Annotated in this window: 15 protein-coding genes; 10 read left to right on the top strand and 5 right to left on the bottom strand. The window is 38.7% G+C overall.

The window, feature by feature from the left end; all coding sequences use genetic code 11:
• Positions 1–26: 26 nt before the first annotated feature.
• Together glnD and dapC are read left to right on the top strand one after the other, a co-directional pair.
• Complete coding sequence (glnD, locus tag JGE69_RS03925; protein ID WP_000608324.1) at positions 27–2,690, top strand: [protein-PII] uridylyltransferase; 2,664 nt, start codon at positions 27–29, stop codon at positions 2,688–2,690.
• 25 nt (positions 2,691–2,715) lie between these two features.
• Positions 2,716–3,885 (top strand): succinyldiaminopimelate transaminase, encoded by a 1,170-nt coding sequence (dapC, locus tag JGE69_RS03920; protein ID WP_025469676.1) that lies wholly within the window; start codon positions 2,716–2,718, stop codon positions 3,883–3,885.
• 53 nt (positions 3,886–3,938) lie between these two features.
• Here the strand turns inward: dapC and JGE69_RS03915 are convergent, their stop codons facing one another.
• The 4 genes from JGE69_RS03915 to msrB form a co-directional block, all read right to left on the bottom strand.
• Positions 3,939–4,571: a LysE family translocator gene (locus tag JGE69_RS03915; RefSeq protein ID WP_199112372.1), complete on the bottom strand. Its 633-nt coding sequence runs from the start codon at positions 4,569–4,571 to the stop codon at positions 3,939–3,941.
• A 64-nt stretch (positions 4,572–4,635) separates the two neighbouring features.
• Entirely contained in the window at positions 4,636–5,472 is an 837-nt protein-coding gene (locus JGE69_RS03910; RefSeq protein WP_167563723.1) for an AraC family transcriptional regulator, read from the bottom strand.
• Positions 5,473–5,480: 8 nt separating this feature from the next.
• Positions 5,481–5,966 carry a glutathione peroxidase gene (locus JGE69_RS03905; RefSeq protein WP_002114194.1) on the bottom strand — a complete coding sequence of 162 codons (486 nt, stop codon included), beginning with the start codon at positions 5,964–5,966 and terminating at the stop codon, positions 5,481–5,483.
• On the bottom strand, positions 5,963–6,382 hold the full coding sequence (gene msrB / locus JGE69_RS03900; RefSeq protein ID WP_002114184.1) for a peptide-methionine (R)-S-oxide reductase MsrB: 420 nt from the start codon (positions 6,380–6,382) through the stop codon (positions 5,963–5,965). Before msrB ends, JGE69_RS03905 begins: the two co-directional genes overlap by 4 nt.
• A 238-nt stretch (positions 6,383–6,620) precedes the next feature.
• Between msrB and JGE69_RS03895 the strand changes: the two genes are divergently transcribed.
• The 8 genes from JGE69_RS03895 (at position 6,621) to JGE69_RS03860 (ending at position 20,163) form a co-directional block, all read left to right on the top strand.
• Positions 6,621–8,051, top strand: a complete 1,431-nt coding sequence (locus JGE69_RS03895; protein WP_199112369.1) for a pyridoxal phosphate-dependent aminotransferase — start codon at positions 6,621–6,623, stop codon at positions 8,049–8,051.
• Positions 8,052–8,526: 475 nt separating this feature from the next.
• Positions 8,527–9,834, top strand: coding sequence for a dicarboxylate/amino acid:cation symporter (locus JGE69_RS03890; RefSeq protein WP_002114420.1), 1,308 nt, complete (start codon positions 8,527–8,529; stop codon positions 9,832–9,834).
• 670 nt (positions 9,835–10,504) lie between these two features.
• The gene (locus JGE69_RS03885; RefSeq protein WP_014206524.1) at positions 10,505–11,572 is read left to right on the top strand and encodes a type II asparaginase; all 1,068 of its coding nucleotides are present in this window, start codon (positions 10,505–10,507) and stop codon (positions 11,570–11,572) included.
• Between the two features lie 198 nt (positions 11,573–11,770).
• Positions 11,771–15,334: a DNA polymerase III subunit alpha gene (gene dnaE, locus JGE69_RS03880; protein WP_199112367.1), complete on the top strand. Its 3,564-nt coding sequence runs from the start codon at positions 11,771–11,773 to the stop codon at positions 15,332–15,334.
• 14 nt (positions 15,335–15,348) lie between these two features.
• The gene (locus tag JGE69_RS03875; RefSeq protein WP_199112365.1) at positions 15,349–16,188 is read left to right on the top strand and encodes an RNA methyltransferase; all 840 of its coding nucleotides are present in this window, start codon (positions 15,349–15,351) and stop codon (positions 16,186–16,188) included.
• Positions 16,181–16,993, top strand: a complete 813-nt coding sequence (cysE, locus tag JGE69_RS03870) for a serine O-acetyltransferase (protein ID WP_064784036.1) — start codon at positions 16,181–16,183, stop codon at positions 16,991–16,993. The genes JGE69_RS03875 and cysE overlap by 8 nt, the downstream gene beginning before the upstream one ends.
• Positions 16,994–17,098: 105 nt before the next feature.
• Positions 17,099–18,040: an ABUW_2363 family tetratricopeptide repeat lipoprotein gene (locus JGE69_RS03865; protein ID WP_057061769.1), complete on the top strand. Its 942-nt coding sequence runs from the start codon at positions 17,099–17,101 to the stop codon at positions 18,038–18,040.
• Between the two features lie 116 nt (positions 18,041–18,156).
• Positions 18,157–20,163 carry an esterase/lipase family protein gene (locus JGE69_RS03860; protein ID WP_199112363.1) on the top strand — a complete coding sequence of 669 codons (2,007 nt, stop codon included), beginning with the start codon at positions 18,157–18,159 and terminating at the stop codon, positions 20,161–20,163.
• A 53-nt stretch (positions 20,164–20,216) separates the two neighbouring features.
• Here JGE69_RS03860 and ahpF read toward each other — a convergent pair whose 3' ends face one another.
• Complete coding sequence (ahpF, locus tag JGE69_RS03855) at positions 20,217–21,782, bottom strand: alkyl hydroperoxide reductase subunit F (RefSeq protein WP_199112361.1); 1,566 nt, start codon at positions 21,780–21,782, stop codon at positions 20,217–20,219.
• Between the last annotated feature and the right edge of the window lie 50 nt (positions 21,783–21,832).

Genomic DNA, 21,832 nt, shown 5'->3' with positions numbered 1-21,832 from the left:
TTTTACTTATTGGTAGACCCATTTTCATGATCAATATATCGCCATTGTTGAACTATGTCTCAAGTCATCATGATATTAAAGCCATTAATCAATGGCGAACGGATGTAGAAAAGCAGTTGCAAGATTCATATGAAAATGGGCAATCTATTCGCGAAATCATTAAAGCCCGTTCAGATTTAGTAGATGAAGCACTGATCTTTTTATGGAAACATGCTGAACTCGATCAGACAGAACTGGGCCTTTTTGCTGTAGGTGGTTATGGGCGCCGTGAAATGTTGCCCTATTCCGACGTCGATATCATGATCCTATCGGAGCATGAAATTAACGAAGAAAACGAAAAACGTATCTCTACATTTATTTCTTCTTTATGGGACGTTGGCAATTTCAAACCCGGCATTAGTGTTCGCACGATTCAAAGCTGTGTTGAACAGGCCGCTACCGATTTAACCGTTGCAACAACTTTAATTGAGGCACGGTTAATTACTGGCAATAGTCAGCTTGCGAAATGGCCTCGCCGTATTGTTTCGCAGACATGGACTGACAAAACATTCTATGACGCAAAAATGGCCGAACAAGCCAAGCGTTACCATCAACACAACAATACTGAAAGTAATTTAGAACCCGACATTAAAAATGCACCGGGCGGTATTCGTGACATTAACCAAATTGGCTGGATTGCTAAACGTCACTTTCGCGTAAATCGTATTTATGACTTAGTGCATTTAGGTTTCATTTCAGAGTTTGAATTGGCAGTTTTAGAAGAAGCTGAAAGTTTTCTTTGGGAAATTCGACATCATTTACACCGTTTAGCTAAACGTGACGAAAACCGTTTACTCTTTGACCACCAAAGGGAAATTGCCGCTAAATTTGGATATGTGCGTCAAGAAGGTCAACCTGTAAATTATGGTGTTGAGCAATTCATGAAACGCTACTACCGTACGGCGCAGCAAGTTTCAACGCTGAATGAAATGTTGCTTGCGTATTTTAGCGAGTCAGTCATTACTCCTCGACTGCCCAACTATGAACGCAAAATTGAAGTCGTTAACGATCACTTTAAAATTGTCGATAATAAACTTGCCGTACAGCATCACAAAATATTCGCAGAGCATCCAAGCGCGATTTTAGAGTTGTTCTATATTTTAGCCAATCGACCAGATATTGAAGGAATCCGCGCTCGGACTTTACGCTTACTTATTCTTGCTGCGAAACGAATCAACCAAAGTTATCGCGATAATCCAGAGCATCAAGCACTGTTTATGTCGATTATTCGTTCACCATATCGTTTATACGATACCTTGGTTGCGATGAAACGTTATGGGGTTTTAGGAAACTATATTCCTGCTTTTGGCCAAATTATGGGCCTTATGCAATATGACCTATTCCATATCTATACAGTCGATGCTCACACATTATTATTGCTGCGTAATTTAAATCGTTTTAGAGAACCTGAATTTGCCAAAGAATTCCCTGTGGTAAGCTCAGTTTTCCAACGTCTTGCTCGTCAAGATATTGTATTCATTGCCGCTTTATTCCATGACATCGCAAAGGGTCGCGGTGGTGACCATAGCGAACTTGGCGCAGAAGACGCGATTGAGTTTGGCCGTGCACATGGCTTTACAGAGCGTGAATGTAAATTAATTGCATGGCTTATTCAAAACCATTTGCTCATGTCTTTGACCGCTCAGAAAAAAGATATTTCTGATCCTGATGTCGTGAAAGATTTCGCTGAAAAACTGGGCGATATGGAGCATCTTGATTATCTATATACCTTAACGGTTGCCGATATTAACGCGACAAATCCAAAACTATGGAACACATGGCGCGCTTCTCTCATGCGTCAACTTTATACGCACGCTCGTGATGTAATCCGTACAGGTTTAGGCCGTCCTGTTGACTACCAAATGCTGATTGAAGACACTAAGTTTGCAGCAAGTGAATTGCTGGTAAATAACTTCGCATTGGCAGATGTCGAAAAAGTTTGGCAAGAACTTGGTGATGAATACTTCATTAAAGAATCGGCAGATGAAATTGCATGGCACACACAAGCAATTTTAAAACACGGCGATAATCCAGAGCCATTAGTCCTCTTACGTGCTCACCGTAAAGCAGCTCAAGATGCGGTGCAAATCTTTATTTATACTCGCGATCAACCAAACCTATTTGCCACAACTGTTGCCGTTTTAGACCGAATGAACTTAGACGTTCAGGACGCAAAAATTATCACGGCCAGTACAGCATTTAGCTTAGACACTTATGTTGTACTCGATCGTTTCGGTACATTGCTTACCGACCCAGAACGTGAAGAAACCGTTAAAAATGCATTAGTGAAAGCCCTTAGCCAACCAGACCAATATCCGGGACTCATGCAACGTCGTATTCCACGTCAATTACGTCACTTCGATATTGAAAATACAGTCGACGTAACATTAAATGAAGCCTTACAGCAAAATATGGTCGAAATTTCAACACTCGATCACCCCGGCCTACTTGCACGTGTGGGTGGTTTATTTATGATGCAAGGTTTAGACATCCATTCAGCCCGAATCGCAACTTTAGGTGAACGTGCCGAAGATATTTTCTTTGTCACCAAAAAAGATGGGAAACCGCTGAATAACGAAGAGGTCAAACTCTTCTCGGAAAAACTGAAAGCTGCATTAGATGAAGCATCTAATCAAATTTGTCAGCACTGAAACTCAACTACTTGGTAACTGTTTAATGAACTCTAGCTTGTCGTTATTACACCCGTACCCATTTGAAAAGTTAAACCAACTTTTTAAGGATACTACTCCTGCTAACCTTCCCTTGATTCCTCTATCAATTGGCGAACCTAAGCATCCAGCACCAGAGTTTGTTAAACAGGCTATTATTGATAACTTTAACCATTTATCAACTTATCCAAACAGCAAAGGCTTACCTGAGCTTCGCCAAAGCATTGCAGATTGGTTAACTAAGCGCTTTAAACTTAACAGCATTAGCGCTGAAAACCACATCTTGCCCGTCTCTGGTACACGTGAAGGGATTTTCTCTTTTGTACAGGCATTAATTAATCGTGAAGATGCACCTTATGTGGTGATGCCGAACCCATTTTATCAAATTTATGAAGGTGCGGCTTTACTTGCGGGTGCAAAGCCATACTTCATTAATTGCACAGAAGAAAATGGCTATTTAGGCGACTTTGATGCTGTACCAGCCGAAGTTTGGGAAAAGACAGCCCTTCTTTTTGTATGTACACCGGGTAACCCAACAGGTACTGTGCTTTCTAAAGAACAATTTAAAAAGCTAATTGCCTTATCTGATCAATATAATTTCGTTATTGCTTCTGATGAATGCTATTCAGAGCTTTGGTTTGACCAAGCACCTACTGGTCTATTAGAAGTTTGTGCTGAGCTTGGACGTGATGACTACAAAAACTGTATCGTATTTCATTCACTTTCAAAGCGTTCAAACTTACCGGGTTTGCGCTCAGGTTTTGTAGCGGGTGATGCCGATCTGTTAAAGCCATATTTGCAATACCGCACCTATCACGGCGCTGCAATGCCAGTACAACACCAGCTTGCTTCAATCGCAGCGTGGAACGATGAAAACCATGTTGAAGAAAACCGTAAGCAATATCGTGCAAAGTTTGATTTATTCCAATCTGAGCTAGGTCATCTCCTCCCATTACAAAAACCTGATGCCGGTTTTTATTACTGGTTAAAAGTCGATAATGATGAAACTTTTGCCAAGATGCTGATGGAAAAAGCACACATTAAAGTTTTACCGGGTCGTTACCTATCTCGTGATACCGAACAAGGTAATCCTGGTGCCAACCATGTGCGTATGGCTTTAGTAGCAGATTTGGCACAATGCGAAGAAGTGGTTAAACGTTTAAAAGCGATTCTTTAAACCCAGCAAATTGCATAGCCTTCAGTATTATTTAGAAGGCTATGCAATGCATATTAACTATAGACAACCAATAACACTGCGAAAAAAATGAAAGCCAGACTAGAGCAATAATATATTCCTCTAGCAGAACGTTTAATCTGTGCTAATACCCGCTCTTGACGCAATAAACGAACCAATAATAAATTCCAGCCAAAAACTACTCCTGTCATCCATATACTCATTAGTAATTTTTGAAATAAGCTAAATTCCTGTTGAATAAGTAGCATTAAACTACTATAAAACATAATATTTTTAGGATTAAGAAGACTGGATTGCAAACCCAAAGCTAAGCTTTTAACTTTACTCTTATAACTAGACTCTTGTTCAAACAAACTATTTTCAGCAACTGTAATATTTAAGATTGTTCCTTGAGTGGCTCTAAAACAAAGAAAACTCAAATAAACTAAATATCCAGCCCCCAGCCATTTAAGTACTAAAAGAATCGTTGTGCTTAAATTGCCAAGCACCATAAATCCAAATATACACACCATTAAGATAACAGCATTACCCAAAGTAATTCCCAGAATAACGCCATAGGTATAACGCGCTCCTTTTTGCAAAAGACTGGTCAAAATAAGAAAAAAATCTGGACCTGGAGATAGTAGTGCTAAAAAGTGAGTAAAGGCGATAACCAAAAAAACTTCCATAACGATTTCATCTTTAAAATTGTATGGAGTAGCTTAAAAATAGAGAAAAATAATTTCTTGTAAATTATTGCGCGGCTGCAAGTTGAAACTGTCGAGGAGTAATTCCCGTATGTGCTTTAAAAGCTTTATGAAAATGGCTTTGATCACTAAAGCCTAAATTGACAGCTAGCTCTGCGAGTGAAATCCCTTGCTTTAATTGAGCTCTGGCTTGATTAATCTTTAAATTAATTTGAAATGCATGTGGAGTTAAACCAACATTGGCCTTGAATAAACGAATGATTGCATATCGACTAAGACCAACCTGCTCTGCAAGCTCTTCAAGAGAAATAAATCGTTCTGACGATTTAATAATATGAATTAAGTCCAAAAAATCTTCATACAAATATTCAGTTTTTTGTATTTCTTCCAATACGAAATGAGGAAGTAACAACTGGGTAAGGCAATAGATCAGCGACTGTTCTTTTTCAATAATTAATTTTTCAGGATCAAACAAAGTTTCATTCATATCAGAAAAAGCCTGATATAAAGTTTCTTCTTTTATTATGAGCGGCTTATGCTGTGGCAGATGTAAATTCAGACCTTGCTCTTGAAATTCTGAATAAAGCTGATTTAACCACCTTATATCCAAATGTAGCATTTGGTAGCTCCAAGCCTTATCTGGCAAAGGGTTACATGAATGCTCAATATGTGCTGGTACAATCACCAAAGTACCAGCATCAATCTTTTGGGACGTACCAAATGTACTTTGAAAAATGCTATTCCCCTCGTCTATAGCTCCGATAGAAAACGTTGGATGACTATGAGACTTATAACACGTTCGGCTAAAACAGGACCTTCTGGTTTCAACATACGGCATTCGCCCATCTTGCCAAAACTCAAAAGCTTGAGGAATAGCATTCATTTAAACGATTAACTCGCTAATGCTTTTTCAATATCAGCTTCTAAAGCTTCTGGCTTAGTCGTAGGTGCATAGCGATTTAAAACAGCACCATCTTTACCTACCAAGAATTTGGTAAAGTTCCATTTAATGCTACTACTACCTAAAATACCTTTAGCTTCACGTGTTAAATATCTAAAAATCACATGGGCTTCCGGGCCTTTTACATCAACTTTAGCAAACATGGGAAATTTCACCCCATAGTTACGCTGACAGAAGCTACCAATTTCTTTATTGCTTCCTGGATCTTGCCCACCAAACTGGTTGCAGGGAAAACCTAAAACTTCTAATCCTTGATCTTTATATTTTTCATAAAGTTTTTCGAGGCCAGCAAATTGTGGCGTAAAACCACATTTACTGGCAGTGTTTACAATTAGTAAAACTTTACCTTTGTAATCAGCCAATTGCTTAACTTCACCCTCTAACAGCTCAGCTTCAAACTGATAAATATTACTCATGGATAGGTTTCCTCATCATTTTTTTCTTCTGTTTTCAGTTGTAATGATGCCGAGTTTACACAGTAGCGCAAACCTGTCGGCTGTGGTCCATCTTCAAATACATGCCCTAAATGAGCTTCGCAATCATGACAAACTATTTCAGTTCTGACCATACCATGCGTTAAATCTTCATGTTCATCAATGACAGCACCATTGATCGGACGGAAGAAACTTGGCCAACCGCAACCGCTATCATATTTGGTATCTGATGAGAACAACTCTGCGCCGCAGCAACGGCAAACATAGGTACCATGTTGCTTAGTATTCCAGTATTGCCCCGTAAATGCAGGTTCAGTGCCTTTTTGTCGTGTAATCCGATACTCTTCTGGTGATAACTCTCTTTGCCATTCCCGGTCTGTTTTATTGACTTTTCCCATGACATACACCTTTATTCTGAAGTAAACATTTCTGATGATCGAGTTTTATATTTACGCCATTCATCACAAAAACACTAGTCTCTGAACGTAAAATTTGTTGGAATTTAAACATATAAAGAACAAAAAGCAAAAAGTAAGCAAAACACAAAATCAAAAGTAAGCAAATTTATTACTAATCTTCTTTAAAGCAAGCAAACATAGTGCTATTCTAAGTGCGCACGGTTGTATAGGACAGAACATGTCTCAGAAAAAAAGTGTGGTTTTCCAACAACTACTACCAATTATTAAACAATATCAACAATCGGGTTTTACCCATGAAAAAATTGTTGAACTATTGAAAGATCAACATGATCTAAATTTGGTAACAGTTAAAACATTTAAAAGTTATTTATACCGATATGCAAAAGTGAATCCCGTTATGTCTAAAAATACTGCTACCATCCATTCCATGCCATCTACTCGAGAAATCAAAAAATCATCGAAGCTTGAGCATGTTTGTTATGACATCCGTGGGCCAGTTTTACGAGCCGCCAATGAAATGGAAGAGCAAGGACATAAAATCATTAAGCTGAATATCGGCAACCCTGCTCCATTTGGTTTTGAAGCACCCCAAGAAATTATTAATGATGTTGCTTTAAACTTACCAAACGCAATTGGTTATGTTGACTCAAAAGGTATCTTCCCTGCTCGCAAAGCAATTTGTCAGTATTACCAGCAAAAAGGAATTCTCAATATGCATGTTAATGACGTGTATATTGGTAATGGCGTATCTGAACTCATCGTAATGGCTATGCAAGGCCTATTAGATGATGGAGACGAAATGCTGATTCCAATGCCGGATTATCCGCTTTGGACAGCAGCGGTTAATCTTTCAGGTGGCACAGCAATTCATTATAAATGTGATGAAGAAAATAGCTGGTATCCAGATATTGCTGATATTGAAAGTAAGATTACTCAGAATACTCGCGGTATTGTCATCATTAACCCGAACAACCCTACGGGTTCGGTATATCCACGCCACATTCTTGAACAGATTGTAGCGATTGCAAAAAAATACGATCTAATTTTATTTGCTGATGAAATTTACGACAAAATTATTTATGACGGCATTGAACATGTTTCAGTAGCGTCATTAGCAGGCGAGCAGCTTTGTGTATCTTTTAATGGTTTATCAAAAGCTTATCGTATTGCAGGCTTCCGCTCAGGTTGGATGGCAATTACGGGTGATAAAAGCCGTGCTGCCGACTATATCGAAGGTTTGGACATGTTAGCGTCAATGCGCCTATGTGCAAACGTTCAAGCTCAATATGCGATTCAAACTGCTCTAGGCGGTTATCAATCAATTAATGACTTGATCCGTCCTGGTGGCCGTTTATATGAACAGCGTAATATTGCTTGGGAAATGCTTAATGAAATTCCAGGCGTAAGTTGTGTAAAACCAGATGGAGCAATGTACTGTTTCCCACGCCTTGACCCGAACATCTACCCAATTGAAGATGATGAAAAGTTAATGCTTGATTTGCTACGTGCAGAAAAAGTTTTATTGGTACAAGGTACAGGCTTCAACTGGCCAACACCTGATCATTTCCGCGTGGTTTTCTTACCTGCTGAAAATGAATTACGTGAAGCTATTACCCGTCTAGGTCGTTTTTTAGCCAATCGTCGTTAAAAAAATGCATAACAAAAAAGGCATCTCTAAATAGGTGCCTTTTTTATAATTCTATTTTATTCATTTTTATAAAAGAAGAATCTCCCAACCACACAACAATCTTATCTCCACAGAATAAATAATTAAAATTTAAGTAATTTTTATTAAATTTACACTTATTTCAACTATTAAAATTAGTTAATTTTTTGATTTATATATTTTTTACCATACGTTTAAAATCACTTGATTTTTTTAAATCTACTCAAACTATATTATGCAAAAAATGCATGGATCAATATTTTTTTGCATTTCACACCGCATCAAAATCGAGCAACAATCCATCTCCATAACAACATCACCATATTCGATTCGGTTAAAACAGATACAGATCTTGGAAGATAACATCGTTAGAACGACCGAACTGAACTAACAAGGAAAGCTTTCAATCATCCAAATCCCATCAAAGGATGATTGAATCAAATGGATAGAGGTTCATATGAAGCAAAAGAAATTGCTCAAGTATATTGTTGTTGCTATTTTACTTGGCATACTGACAGGTTGGATTTGTCACCACTTCTTTAATGAGGGTGAACAATTGAAGCAAATCGCTTCTTATCTCAACATACCTACAGATATCTTTTTACGCCTTATCAAAATGATTATTGCTCCATTGGTGTTTGCCACTATTGTTTCAGGCATTGTATCAATGGGGAAATCTACATCGATCGGCAGTATCACCCTTAAATCAATGACTTGGTTTATTACTGCTTCGTTCGTATCGCTTGCTATCGGTATGGGTCTGGCAAACTTTTTCCAACCAGGTGCAGCTTTAGATTTAGTATTACCAACTGCGCAACAATTGAGTAGCTCTTCTGCTCCAGCGACTACAGGCTTCACTCTACAATCATTTTTAAGCCATGTTTTCCCACGCAGTATTGCCGAAGCAATGGCAAATAACGATATTTTGCAAGTCCTTGTTTTCTCTATTTTCTTTGGCTCAGCCCTTGCTTTTGTAAATCAAGGCAAAGAAAAAGATTCAGTTATCATTCGTTTGACTGATGAACTCAGCAAAATCATGTTCCGTATTACTGATTACGTCATGATGTTTGCACCTGTTGCAGTATTTGCAGCAATCGCTTCAGCAATTACAGTACAAGGTTTAGGCTTGATTGTTGACTATGGCATTTTAATCGCGGAGTTCTACTTTGGTCTTTTATTACTCTGGATCATCTTATTCTCCGTAGGTGCAATCGTACTTAAAAAAGATATTTTCCGTTTAGGTAAATTAATTCGTGAACCTGTAACGCTTGCTTTTGCTACAGCTTCAAGTGAATCAGCCTATCCTAAAGTAATGGATGCACTAAATAAATTTGGTGTGCCTAAAAAAGTAACGAGCTTTGTATTACCTTTAGGTTATTCATTCAACCTTGATGGTTCAATGATGTACACCACGTTTGCAGTACTCTTTATTGCTCAGGCCTACAATATTGATCTTAGTTTCACTCAACAAATCTTAATTTTGTTAACTCTAATGGTAACAAGTAAAGGTATTGCAGGTGTTTCTCGAGCTTCTATTGTAGTTATTTCAGCGACGCTCACTATGTTCCATTTACCTGAAGCTGGCATCCTTTTATTACTCGGTATCGATCAGTTCCTTGATATGGGCCGTACTGCAACAAACGTAGTAGGTAACAGTATTGCAACCGCAGTTGTTGCCAAGCTTGAAGGTGATAAAGTGGCTGATACTGAAGAACTACCAGAGCCAGTATTAATTAAATCAACTCAAGAACAAACGACCGCATAAGTTTCTCTTTTCTCCCACTCTCCCAACTTAAGAGCAATTTTATATGACCTTATAAAATTGCTCTTTTTTTATTTTAAAATTACTAGCAGAAATTCACCTATATTTTTATATTAAATAATGACTTTAAACTGCTATTAAATTTTCTTAAATCAAACCTTAAAAATAGAATAAAAATGATTCAAACAAATTTTATATTTTTAAAAATAAATACCAAGTGATTAAATTTTAATTCAATTTACAACAATTAAATTATATTAAATTAATGGAATTATTTTTCAATTCATACTGAAAAATTTAAAATCATCTTAATATTAAATTATAACAATAAAAATCAACAATATAAAAATACCAAATGGCAAAAAATCACTTAAACACCTCTATTATTTTTTAATTTTATACAGATAAAAAAATCATTTGTTTTATTTATATTAAAAAGTAAACAAATCAAGATAAATTAGAAAAACTTAATAGATTTTTTATTTTATTCATGTTATTTATTAGCGCTAAATAAAAGCAATGATTAAGCGGTTGTTGGTGAAACAAAATGCTATTCAAGGATGCTTCTTATTCAAACAAGTTATGAATATGTTTTACATGGTATGTATTTTGCTTAGGAAAAGCAGTCATATTCAACAAACTTTTACTTCGTCACTTCATAAGGATATTTTCGATGTTGACTAAAACTGTTAAATCTTTAGGTTTAGCGATGGGCTTATTAGCCTGCTCTCTCCCACTTTATGCAAAAAATAATGTTGTTGTAGTTGCGACTGGCGGTACTATCGCTGGTGCTGGCGCAAGCTCGGCAAATAGTGCAACTTATACTGCTGCAAAAGTTCCTGTTGATACGCTAATTAACGCAGTTCCACAAATCAAAGATTTGGCAAATGTAACTGGTATTCAAGCATTACAAATCGCTTCTGAGAGTATTACTGACAAGGAATTATTAGAAATTGCTCGTCAAGTGAATGAGCTTGTTAAAAAGCCATCTGTTAATGGTGTCGTAATTACACACGGTACAGATACTTTAGAAGAAACAGCATTTTTCTTAAATTTGGTTGTTCATACTGATAAACCGATTGTACTTGTTGGCTCAATGCGTCCTTCAACTGCTCTTTCAGCTGATGGTCCACTTAACCTTTATAGTGCAGTTGCTTTAGCAGCTTCTGATGATGCAAAAAATAAAGGCGTTATGGTTCTTATGAACGACTCTATTTTTGCTGCACGTGATGTAACTAAAGGCATTAACATTCATACCAATGCTTTTGTTAGCCAATGGGGCGCTTTAGGTACATTAGTTGAAGGCAAACCATACTGGTTCAGACAATCTGTAAAACGCCATACAAATGCTTCAGAATTTAATATTGAAAATATTAAAGGCGATGCACTTCCAACTGTACAGATCGTTTATGGTTCGGACTCTATGCTTCCAGATGCATATGAAGCGTATGCAAAAGCTGGTGCTAAAGCGATCATTAATGCAGGTACTGGTAACGGTTCTGTACCAAAATATATCGTACCAACCTTACAAAATCTTCACGACAAAAACGGTATTCAAATTATCCGTTCATCACGTGTCGCACAAGGTTTCGTATTACGTGATGCAGAACAACCTGACTCTAAATATGGTTGGGTAGCAGCGCATGATTTAAACCCTCAAAAAGCGCGTCTTCTTGCAGCTTTAGCTCTTACTAAGACTAATGACACGAAAGAAATTCAGCGCATGTTCTGGCAGTACTAAGTTTTTCAACCAACCCAAACATAAAGTTTGGGTTGGTCCTATTTCTTAAAAATAAGCTCTTTTATATTCAATCTGTACAATAGATATTCAAATCATTCTTCTTAAATAATAAAATCCTTAACAGTTTGCCAAAATATTAAGCATTTCGTTTTAACTTTGCGTGCTAAACTATGCTGCAGTCGTATTAAGGATTGGCTTATGCAGTTTGTTCATCTCGGTATTTATACAGAATTTTCGATTACAGAGTCGATAGTTCGCATACCTGACTTGGTCAACGCTGCGGTTAAAGACCAAATGCCTGCGCTGGCATTAACCGATCTATCAAACCTTCATGCAGCAGTAAAATTTTATAATTCTTGTTTAAAAAAAGGGATTAAGCCGCTTTTAGGTAGCACAATTCGCCTTGACGATGCTCAACATCGTGCAACTTTACTTGCAATGAGTAATGTAGGCTGGAAAAGTCTCACCGAAATCGTTTCACGCGGTTTTATTGAAGGGCAACAACTCAGTATTCCATGTGTAAAAAAAGAATGGGTACTTGAACAGCATCAAGATATTATTGTTTTACTTGGCCAACATAGTGATGTGGGTCAGATGCTTTGCTCATCTAACCCTCAAAAAGCAGCTCCGCTTTTAGAGGCATGGATTGAAAAATTTGGTAACCGTGTTTATCTGGCTTTAACACGTACCGATCGTCCCGGTGAAGAAGACTTTATTCAAGAAGCCGCTAAACTTGCTGCCCAATATAATGTCGGTGTAGTTGCGCATAATGATGTGCACTTTGTAGAAAAAGAAGATTTTGAGGCCCACGAAGCACGTGTTTGTATTGCTGATGGCTATGTATTAGCAGATGACCGTCGTCCACGCTTATATAGTCCTGAGCAACACTTTAAAACCTCCGATGAAATGATTGAGTTGTTTTCAGATATCCCAAGTGCTATCGAAAACACCTATAACATTGCAAAACGCTGTAATGTTAGCTTACAACTAGGCACCTACTTTTTACCTGACTATCCAATTCCAGATGGCTTTACCATCGACACTTACTTTGAGCATTTGTCAAAAGTAGGTCTAGAAGAACGTTTAGATTATCTCTACCCTGTCGAAAAACGTGGCGAAGACTGGCCTGAGATTCGTAAACCTTACGATGAACGAATTGATTACGAAGTCGGCATTATCCTCAAAATGGGTTTCCCTGGTTACTTCCTTATCGTCATGGACTTCATCCAGTGGGCAAAAAATAATGGCGTTCCTGTCGGACCAGGCCGTGGTTCAGGTGCGGGTTCGCTCGTTGCATATAGCTTAAAAATTACTGACCTTGATCCACTTCGTTACGATCTACTTTTCGAACGTTTCTTAAACCCAGAACGTGTTTCGATGCCCGACTTTGACGTCGACTTCTGTATTGCCGGACGTGACCGCGTTATTGATTATGTTTCCCGTACTTATGGCCGTGAAGCCGTATCACAAATTGCAACTTTCGGTACGATGGCGGCAAAAGGTGCAATTCGTGACGTTGCCCGTGTATTGGGTAAGTCTTATGGTTTAGCTGACCGTATCTCAAAAATGGTACCGACTAAACCGCTCGGTGTGGACTTAGCCACTGCTATCGAGATGGAACCTCAGCTTAAAGATATCGTTACCAACCCATCTAACCCAGATAATGATGATGCAAGCGAAATCTGGGAAATGGCATTAAAACTAGAAGGTATCACCCGAAATACTGGTAAACATGCCGGTGGTGTTGTTATTGCACCCGGTAAGATTACCGATTTCTCGGCTGTACTTTGTGATGAAGATGGAACTAGCCGTGTTGCTCAATATGATAAAGACGATGTAGAAGCAGCAGGTCTCGTCAAATTCGACTTCTTGGGTTTACGTAACTTAACCGTTATTGAAGACGCAATTCAAAATATTAATAAAAATCGCGATAGTAATGATCCACTCATTATTTCGCATGTTCCACTTGATGATGCTAAAGCATATTCTGTCTTTGCCGATGCAAATACAACAGCGGTATTCCAGTTTGAATCCGTCGGCATGAAACGAATGCTTAAAGAAGCACGTCCAAGTAAATTTGAAGAGATTATTGCGTTCGTATCATTGTACCGTCCTGGTCCAATGGATCTTATTCCTGACTTTATTCACCGTATGCATGGTGGAGATTTTGAATATCTTCACCCACTTCTTGAAGGTGTATTAGAGCCAACTTACGGGATTATGGTTTACCAAGAACAGGTGATGCAGACAGCACAGATCTGTGCGGGTTATACGCTCGGTGGCGCGGACTTACTACGTCGTGCAATGGGTAAAAAGAAACCTGAGGAGATGGTTAAGCAACGCCAAATCTTCTTGGCAGGTGCTGCTGAAAAAGGAATTGATGAAAGTACAGCCAACCATATCTTTGACTATATGGAGAAGTTCGCAGGCTATGGTTTCAACAAATCTCACGCCGCCGCTTATGCCCTCGTTGCCTACCATACTGCATGGTTAAAAGCACATTATCCTGCTGAGTTTATGGCAGCAGTAATGTCATCGGAAATGCAGAACACTGACAGTGTTGTATTTTTAATTGATGACTGCCGAAATAATGGCCTAGAAGTTTTACCACCATCAGTCAATATGTCGACTTATCATTTCCATGCGAGCGATGATAAAACTATTGTGTATGGTTTAGGTGCAATTAAAGGCGTTGGCGAACAAGCAATGCAGTCAGTTATTGACTCTCGTCGACAATTTGGTCCTTATACAGATCTATTCGATTTTTGCCATCGTATTGATTTGAAGAAAATCAATAAGCGTACTCTTGAAGCTTTAATTCGTGCGGGTGCACTCGATTGCTTGGGAATTGAACGTGCAAGCTTAATGGCACAATTGCCTGAAGCTGTTCAAGCTGCTGAACAAGCGCGCAGTAACCGTGAAAGCGGTATTATGGATTTATTTGGTGAGGTTGAAGAAGTTCAGCGTAAGCCAGCTAAACCCGTTAAACCGTGGAGTGATGAAGTTCGTCTAAAAGGCGAAAAAGATACGCTTGGTCTATATCTCACTGGTCACCCAATTGATGTTTACCGCCAAGAGCTTAAAGCTTTTATTCCTGTAAAACTTAATGAAATTACGGCTACACGTCGCGGTGTTACAACAGTCTATGCAGGTTTAGTCATTGACGTCGCAAATTTCCCAAATCGCGTAGTTATTGTACTAGATGATGGTACAGCTCGTATTGAAGTAAGTTGCAACCATGAACGTTTCCAACGTTTTAAAGATATTATCCAAGTTGAGCGTGTTGTCGTCTTTGAAGGCGAAATTTATGAAAGAGAAGGCTTTGAACGTCCAATGGGCCGTTTAACCAAGGCTTTTACTTTAAATGAAATACGACAAAAACGTGCTAACAGTATTCAGATCAAATTAGCAGAAGAGTTTATGCAAGCCACTTTGGCAAAAGATTTACAAAACATAATCTTGCCATTTTGCAATGTAGATATGCATCAGCATATCACTCTACAGCTACAGATTGATCAACCTTATGCTCAAGCTGAGCTTCAACTTGGTCCGCAATGGAAAGTTGCTCCTCTCGATGAATTACTTGCTAAACTCAGAGATTATTTTGGTAAAGATAATATTTATATTGAATATCAAGTAAAGTCGAAAGCAGCTAAAGCAGCAGAACCTGCTCGTCCGCAAACCGTTGCTTCCCCTCCTGCGGACATGACTATGGACGATGCATTGGATTTATACCAAAGCGAAGTTTCTCAATATTCGTAATTTCTGGAAATCTTATGAGTTCGTTTGATCACAACACTGTGTCAAAAAAATTAGCACAAGTGCGTATTGTCATGGTAAACACTACCTTGCCAGCTAATATTGGCAGTGCTTTACGCGCCATGAAAACAATGGGACTAATTAAATTAGTTCTTGTTGCGCCTAAAACATATCCTCACCCAGACATACAAGCGCTTGCTGCTGGTGCCCAAGATTTATTTGAACATCTTGAGATTGTCGATACCTTAGAAGATGCTATTAAAGATTGCCATTTAGTATTTGGAACAAGTGCACGCAGCCGTACTATTCCTTGGCCTTTACTTGACGTAAGACCTGCTGCCAAAGAAGCTATTAAGGCCACTACTCAAGGGCAACAAATTGCGATTGTTTTTGGCCGTGAAGATCGTGGTTTAACCAACGAAGAATTAGCACTGGCAAATTATCATTTAACAATTCCTGTCAATCCAGACTATGGCGTATTAAATGTTGCGCAAGCGATTCAAGTCGTATGTTACGAGCTTCGCATGTCTGCTCTAGAACAACAAAACGTGGATCAAGATGCAGAAGAAATGCCATTAGTGCAAGGTCAAAGCATGCAATGGGATGAGCCTTTGGTTACTCAGCAACAAATGGAAGAGTTTTATCCTCATCTAGAGAAAATGCTGACTGAAATTGAATTTTTAGATCCAGATAATCCACGTTTGTTACCTTTACGCTTGCGTCGTTTATTTGGTCGTATACAATTAGATCGTATGGAATATCATTTACTTCGCGGTATTTTTAGTCGAGTACAAGCCCTAACAAGTGGTAAATGGAAAAAAGCATTATCTGACAAGGAGGATCAACCCCATGCTTAAACAGCTGAAAGAAGATATAAAGGCTGTATTTGCGCGAGATCCTGCTGCCCGCAATACACTCGAAGTTCTCACGACCTACCCTGGCATTCATGCGATTATGATGCATCGTGTCGCGCATGAATTATGGCAAAAAGATTGTAAAGGAGCTGCTCGCCTACTTTCTTCATTTAGCCGTTTTGCAACAGGAATTGAAATTCATCCTGGTGCTAAAATTGGTAAACGTTTTTTTATTGATCACGGTATGGGTGTTGTGATTGGTGAAACTGCTGAAATTGGTGATGATGTTACGCTTTATCATGGTGTGACCTTAGGTGGTACAACATGGAAGACTGGCAAACGCCACCCAACTTTAGAAGATGGTGTTGTTGTTGGCGCTGGTGCAAAAATTTTAGGTCCATTTACGGTTGGTAAAGGCGCTAAAGTCGGTTCAAATGCTGTAGTGACCAAAGCAGTCCCTGCTGGTGTGACCGCTGTAGGAAACCCTGCTCGCTATATTTATAAAGATGCACCCGACAAGAATAAAGATGAAGAACGTCGCCGTGATTATGCGCAAAGTATTGGCTTTGCCCCATATGCGACAACTGCTGATCAGTCAGACCCTATTTTAGAGGGTATGCGCGTTTTACTTGATCGTATTCAGCATAATGAAACGCGTATGAATAATTTATGCCAGCGTTTATCAGAGCTAGATCCGAGCTTCAAAAAAGAAAGTCAGGATGAACAGCCTTTTAGTGATGAAGAACTGAAAATTATTGAAGAAGTACGTCGTGAATGCGGTGCGCAAGATAAGACATCAAAAACGTAATATTCTTGATTCATAATGTAACACGCTTACCCTTGCATGTCTGTTTAGCTTTTTCTAGACTTACCTGTACCAAATCTGACTTTACTAAAATGAACGGAAGATCCTATGAATTTTAAGCCTTTGGCATATATAATCCTTGCGACCTCAAGTTTAACCGCTTGTACAATGGCACCCGTAAAACAACAAAAAATTGAGCCTTTTGTTTTCAAGGAACCAGAGCTTACTCCTCCTTTTTATGCGCTAAACCCTTTTAACTATGATCAGCCACCGGCATTTGAAGTTGCATTAAAAGACGCTGCTGCACAGCCTGTAACCAAAATGGTCGTTAATCGTCAAGATGATCCAACCAAACAGCTTACTCTCGACGTCAATAAACTGATCGTTCCAACTGTCAATAATTCACAACGTTCAATGAAATACGCAGTTTTAGCCGGTGAAAATGAAATTGACGTGACTACTATTGATGACTTTTTACAGTTAGTAGAAGGTAAAGCACGTCACTACCCGCCTCGCTTTACTGACCGTCAAGAACGTAAAGGCTTTGAAAGTAAACTTAAAGAAGTAACACAACAACTTGATACACTTGCTGCAAATCCAAATGCATCATTTGATATTTTAATTCGTGCTTTTAAAGCAAGTGTTCTTGCACGTAACCTTGATTTAGGTACTGTTCATACCACTAAATCTTTAGAATATGCTCAAAGACTTTTAAAAATTAATCCAGATGATGCGGAGACAAATTTCTGGTTCGGTTTTGGTTTATCTGAAGGTGGCGGTCAACGTGAAGCGATTCCATACTTAGACAAAGCCATTAAAGGTAATGTTCAAGAAGCATATTTAGCTGCTGCAAATAACTATATTGCAATGGAGCAAAAGAAAAACGCGATCCAGACGCTAAAGAACTATAAAGTTAAATATCCAGATGAAGCGGAAATTGCTGATCGTTTAATTCAAGAAATTGAAAAACAAGGTCGTTGGAACGTATGGCAAGTTTTAACTAACCCAGCAATGTCAGCAACTACTCCTGCTACTGCACCTAAAAAATAAGCTTAGTTCTATAAAAAAGGGCTGTTTTGACAGCCCTTTTTTATATTTGATCATTTGAAAAATATTTTAAAATTTGTATGATCTACCTACCATTGAGCCACTATATTTTGACCATAATGTTTTCAATAAAAAGAAGCAAAACACTGTTGACGGTCATACTACTCGGTTCAATTCTGAGTGGTTGTCAGGTCGTAAATGTTAAACAGCAAGCTTTGAATGTAACGATTGCAAATGAACGTAATAGTATTCTTACCCAAGATAAACTCAGCGAAGCGAGTCTGAATGTTTTATCAATGTCTGGTCAGGAAGCTAAAGTTTGTACAGATACACCTGAAACCTGTGTAAATCAACTCAAAAACCTTCCTCAAATTTTAGATGAACAGTTCTTATCAGCAGCAAGCGAGATGTATCTCGCAAAAGCAATGGCTTTATCAGATACATCTGACTGTAAAGTAAGTAGATTTACTAAACATAAATCTGAAGAAGAACAAAAGAATATCCTGAATAGATATGATGATTGCTTAGACCAGCAATTGAGCCTATTAGATAAAAGTATTCGCTATAGCTATGCCTATCTATTTTCAACAAAACGTAAGCCTAACGACCGTATTTTTGATAATAGACAAGTTCAAATTCGCGATTTCTATAATCAAGCAATCGCCAAAATGGTCGGTGTTTATGACTTAAGACACCCAAAGAAAAATGTTGTTGAACCACAAATTCATATTGGTAAAAGTATTTATTCAATCGATTTTGAATTTCATAAACAATTAACGGGTCAAAAACTAGAAAAATTAATTTCAAGTTATAACCTGAATTTTTCTGGCTTAAGAACCATTAACCGCCGCGATGGTTTTGGCTCCGAATTTGTGGCTGTTTTTCCGAGTTCAGGAAATGAAGATATTAATGAATATATCCTAGACCCACTTAAATATAATTATAAAAATGGTGTTAATCCAAATATTCATAATGCACGCTACTTAGCTGCGACTATTATAGCTGAACCCAAACACGCGACCACTGTCGAAGAAATTATTAATAATCCAGAATTCGTGATTCGAGTTTATGACCCATATCGAACAGATAATATTAATGTAGCAGGCAAACAATATCCTCTAGCAGCTAACTTTTCAGCACCTTATGGCCTATGGTTAGCCGAAAACAATTTAGGGGTTGCAGCTTATTTAACTCTGATTGACCGCGATCAGCATTTAACTATGCCGCATCTCTATATGCTTGAACCATACAACCCAAATAAGAAAATTATTGTGTTAGTACATGGTTTGGCAAGTAGCCCCGAGGCATGGATTGCGCTGACCAATGATGTTATGGGCGATACGGTTTTAAGAGACAATTACCAAGTTTGGCAAGTTTTCTATTCGACCAACATGCCAATTTTGGAAAGTCGTTTTCAGATTTATGCTCTCTTGAAACAAGCTTTTGGTTCATTAAACCCAAGTGACCCTGCCGCGCATGATGCGGTCCTTGTTGGACATAGTATGGGAGGTATTATCAGCCGTTTACTGGTCAGTGATGGAGATATTACTAAACCTGCCTTAGAGTTGATGACGATTCGTCAGCAAAACCGCTTTAAAAAACATCCAATGGTTACTGAACGATTGCAAATGCATTCAATCAATAATTTTGATCGTGCAATTTTCTTGGCTTCTCCTCATCGCGGTACAGATTATGCGGATCGTTGGTTTACCTTGGCAGCACGTAAAATTATTCGTTTACCGGGTGCATTTTTGTCGGCTGTAGCGACTTCACTGACAACTGAAAATTTAGATGTTAAAGATTTCTTTAGTAATATTGATAATGGTTTGATTCAAAATGGACCGAGCGATCTAAGTCATCAATCTAAATTTATGGAACTCACAAAAGATATTAATCCACACCAAGGATTAGTTTTCCACTCTATTATGGGTAACATCACCAAGAGTGATGATCCAAATGTGATTACCGATGGTATTGTCCCTTTTAAGAGTGCTCACTTAGAAGGTGCAAAATCTGAGAAAGTTCTTCCAGGTGGTCATTCAATCCAACTGACACCACAAGCTGTATTAGAGTTACGTCGTATTTTACGAGAGCATTTAGTCGAACACGGTTTATATAAACCATAAAAAGAAAAAGAGCCAAAGGTTATCCTTTGGCTCTTTCGTTTTGGACTTAAATTTTATTGCCCAGAACGGATGATGTAATCAAACGCTGAGAGTGATGCTTTAGCGCCTTCACCTGTAGCAATAATGATTTGCTTGTAAGGTACAGTGGTACAGTCACCCGCAGCAAACACACCTTGCACATTGGTTTCGTTGCGGTCATTCACAATGATCTCGCGACGGTTGGTTAACTCAACTTCACTGTCTTTCAAGAAGTCAGTGTTTGGCAGTAAACCAATCTGTACAAAGATCCCTGCAAGCTCGACCACATGCTCTTCATCAGTCGCACGGTCTTTATATTTAAGACCAGTCACTTGTGCACCATCACCTAACACTTCTGTACTTAAGGCATTCATAATCACCGTTGTGTTTGGCAAGCTATGCAATTTGTTTTGCAAGACTTGGTCAGCACGAAGTTTGGTATCGAACTCAACCAGAGTTACATGCTCAACAATCCCTGCAAGGTCAATTGCTGCTTCAACACCTGAGTTACCTCCACCAATCACCGCAACACGTTTACCTTTGAACAATGGGCCATCACAGTGTGGGCAGTACGCAACACCACGGGTACGGTATTCTTGCTCACCCGGTACATTCATTTCTCTCCAACGTGCACCTGTTGAAAGGATTACAGTTTTCGATTCAAGTTTTGCACCGTTTTCAAGTTCAACTTCAACCAAGCCATTTGCAGTCTGGTTGGCACCTGTGATTTTGCTGACACGTTGCAGGTTCATGATATCGACATCATATTCACGGACATGTGCTTCCATCTCGGCAGCAAACTTAGGACCTTGCGTTTTTTGCACAGAAGTGAAGTTTTCAATGTCCATGGTGTCCATGACCTGACCACCAAAGCGTTCAGCCACGATACCGGTATTAATACCTTTACGTGCAGCATAGATTGCAGCTGTTGCGCCCGCAGGACCACCACCAATCACCAACACATCAAAAGCATCTTTAGCATTGAGTGCTGCCGCATCTTTTTCAGCTGAGTTGGTATCAAGTTTTGCCACAATTTCTTCAAGGGTCATACGACCTTGACCAATGTGCTCGTTGTCTTGGAACACCATTGGTACAGCCATGATTTTGCGTTGTTCCACTTCGTCTTGGAAGAATGAACCGTCAATCATGGTTGCTGTAGTGTTCGGGTTATAAATCGCAATCAAGTTAAGCGCCTGTACCACGTCCGGACAGTTATGACAGCTTAAAGAGACGAACACATCAAAGTTGGCTTTGAGGTTTAAGCCTTTAATCTGGTTGAGCACTTCATCAGACACTTTAGGTGCATAGCCAGAGACCTGCAACAGTGCCAAGATCAAAGACGTAAACTCATGGCCCATTGGCAAGCCTGCAAAGAACACACGAGGCTGTTCACCTGCTTTAGCCACACCAAAGCTTGGACGACGTGTATTGTTGCCATCAAAACGGGCAGTGACTTGGTCAGATAGTTCAGCAATTTCACTTACCAGCTCTTTAATTTGAGCAGCTTTATCTGATTCATCTAAAGCAGCAACTAATTCGATTGGACTTTCTAAACGTTCTAAGTAAGCTTTTAATTGAGTTTTAATGTTTTGATCTAACATCTGTTTTTACTCCAATGCATCCAAATTCTTTCAATAGATGCATAGTACGT

It is taken from the genome of Acinetobacter sp. C13, assembly GCF_016809775.1.
GTDB classification, from domain to species: Bacteria; Pseudomonadota; Gammaproteobacteria; order Pseudomonadales; family Moraxellaceae; genus Acinetobacter; species Acinetobacter pittii.
The sequence above is the reverse complement of the archived record's forward strand: the minus strand, read 5'-3'. Positions and strand labels throughout refer to the sequence as shown.

Bases quoted from the DNA above. Each gene is read 5' to 3' on its own strand.
- ahpF (WP_199112361.1), bottom strand. From the start codon at position 21,782: ATGTTAGATCAAAACATTAAAACTCAATTAAAAGCTTACTTAGAACGT.
- JGE69_RS03905 (WP_002114194.1), bottom strand. From the start codon at position 5,966: ATGAGTAATATTTATCAGTTTGAAGCTGAGCTGTTAGAGGGTGAAGTT.
- dnaE (WP_199112367.1), top strand. From the start codon at position 11,771: ATGCAGTTTGTTCATCTCGGTATTTATACAGAATTTTCGATTACAGAG.
- cysE (WP_064784036.1), top strand. From the start codon at position 16,181: ATGCTTAAACAGCTGAAAGAAGATATAAAGGCTGTATTTGCGCGAGAT.
- JGE69_RS03915 (WP_199112372.1), bottom strand. From the start codon at position 4,571: ATGGAAGTTTTTTTGGTTATCGCCTTTACTCACTTTTTAGCACTACTA.
- JGE69_RS03885 (WP_014206524.1), top strand. From the start codon at position 10,505: ATGTTGACTAAAACTGTTAAATCTTTAGGTTTAGCGATGGGCTTATTA.
- JGE69_RS03875 (WP_199112365.1), top strand. From the start codon at position 15,349: ATGAGTTCGTTTGATCACAACACTGTGTCAAAAAAATTAGCACAAGTG.
- glnD (WP_000608324.1), top strand. From the start codon at position 27: ATGATCAATATATCGCCATTGTTGAACTATGTCTCAAGTCATCATGAT.
- JGE69_RS03860 (WP_199112363.1), top strand. From the start codon at position 18,157: ATGTTTTCAATAAAAAGAAGCAAAACACTGTTGACGGTCATACTACTC.
- JGE69_RS03910 (WP_167563723.1), bottom strand. From the start codon at position 5,472: ATGAATGCTATTCCTCAAGCTTTTGAGTTTTGGCAAGATGGGCGAATG.
- msrB (WP_002114184.1), bottom strand. From the start codon at position 6,382: ATGGGAAAAGTCAATAAAACAGACCGGGAATGGCAAAGAGAGTTATCA.
- dapC (WP_025469676.1), top strand. From the start codon at position 2,716: ATGAACTCTAGCTTGTCGTTATTACACCCGTACCCATTTGAAAAGTTA.
- JGE69_RS03890 (WP_002114420.1), top strand. From the start codon at position 8,527: ATGAAGCAAAAGAAATTGCTCAAGTATATTGTTGTTGCTATTTTACTT.
- JGE69_RS03865 (WP_057061769.1), top strand. From the start codon at position 17,099: ATGAATTTTAAGCCTTTGGCATATATAATCCTTGCGACCTCAAGTTTA.
- JGE69_RS03895 (WP_199112369.1), top strand. From the start codon at position 6,621: ATGTCTCAGAAAAAAAGTGTGGTTTTCCAACAACTACTACCAATTATT.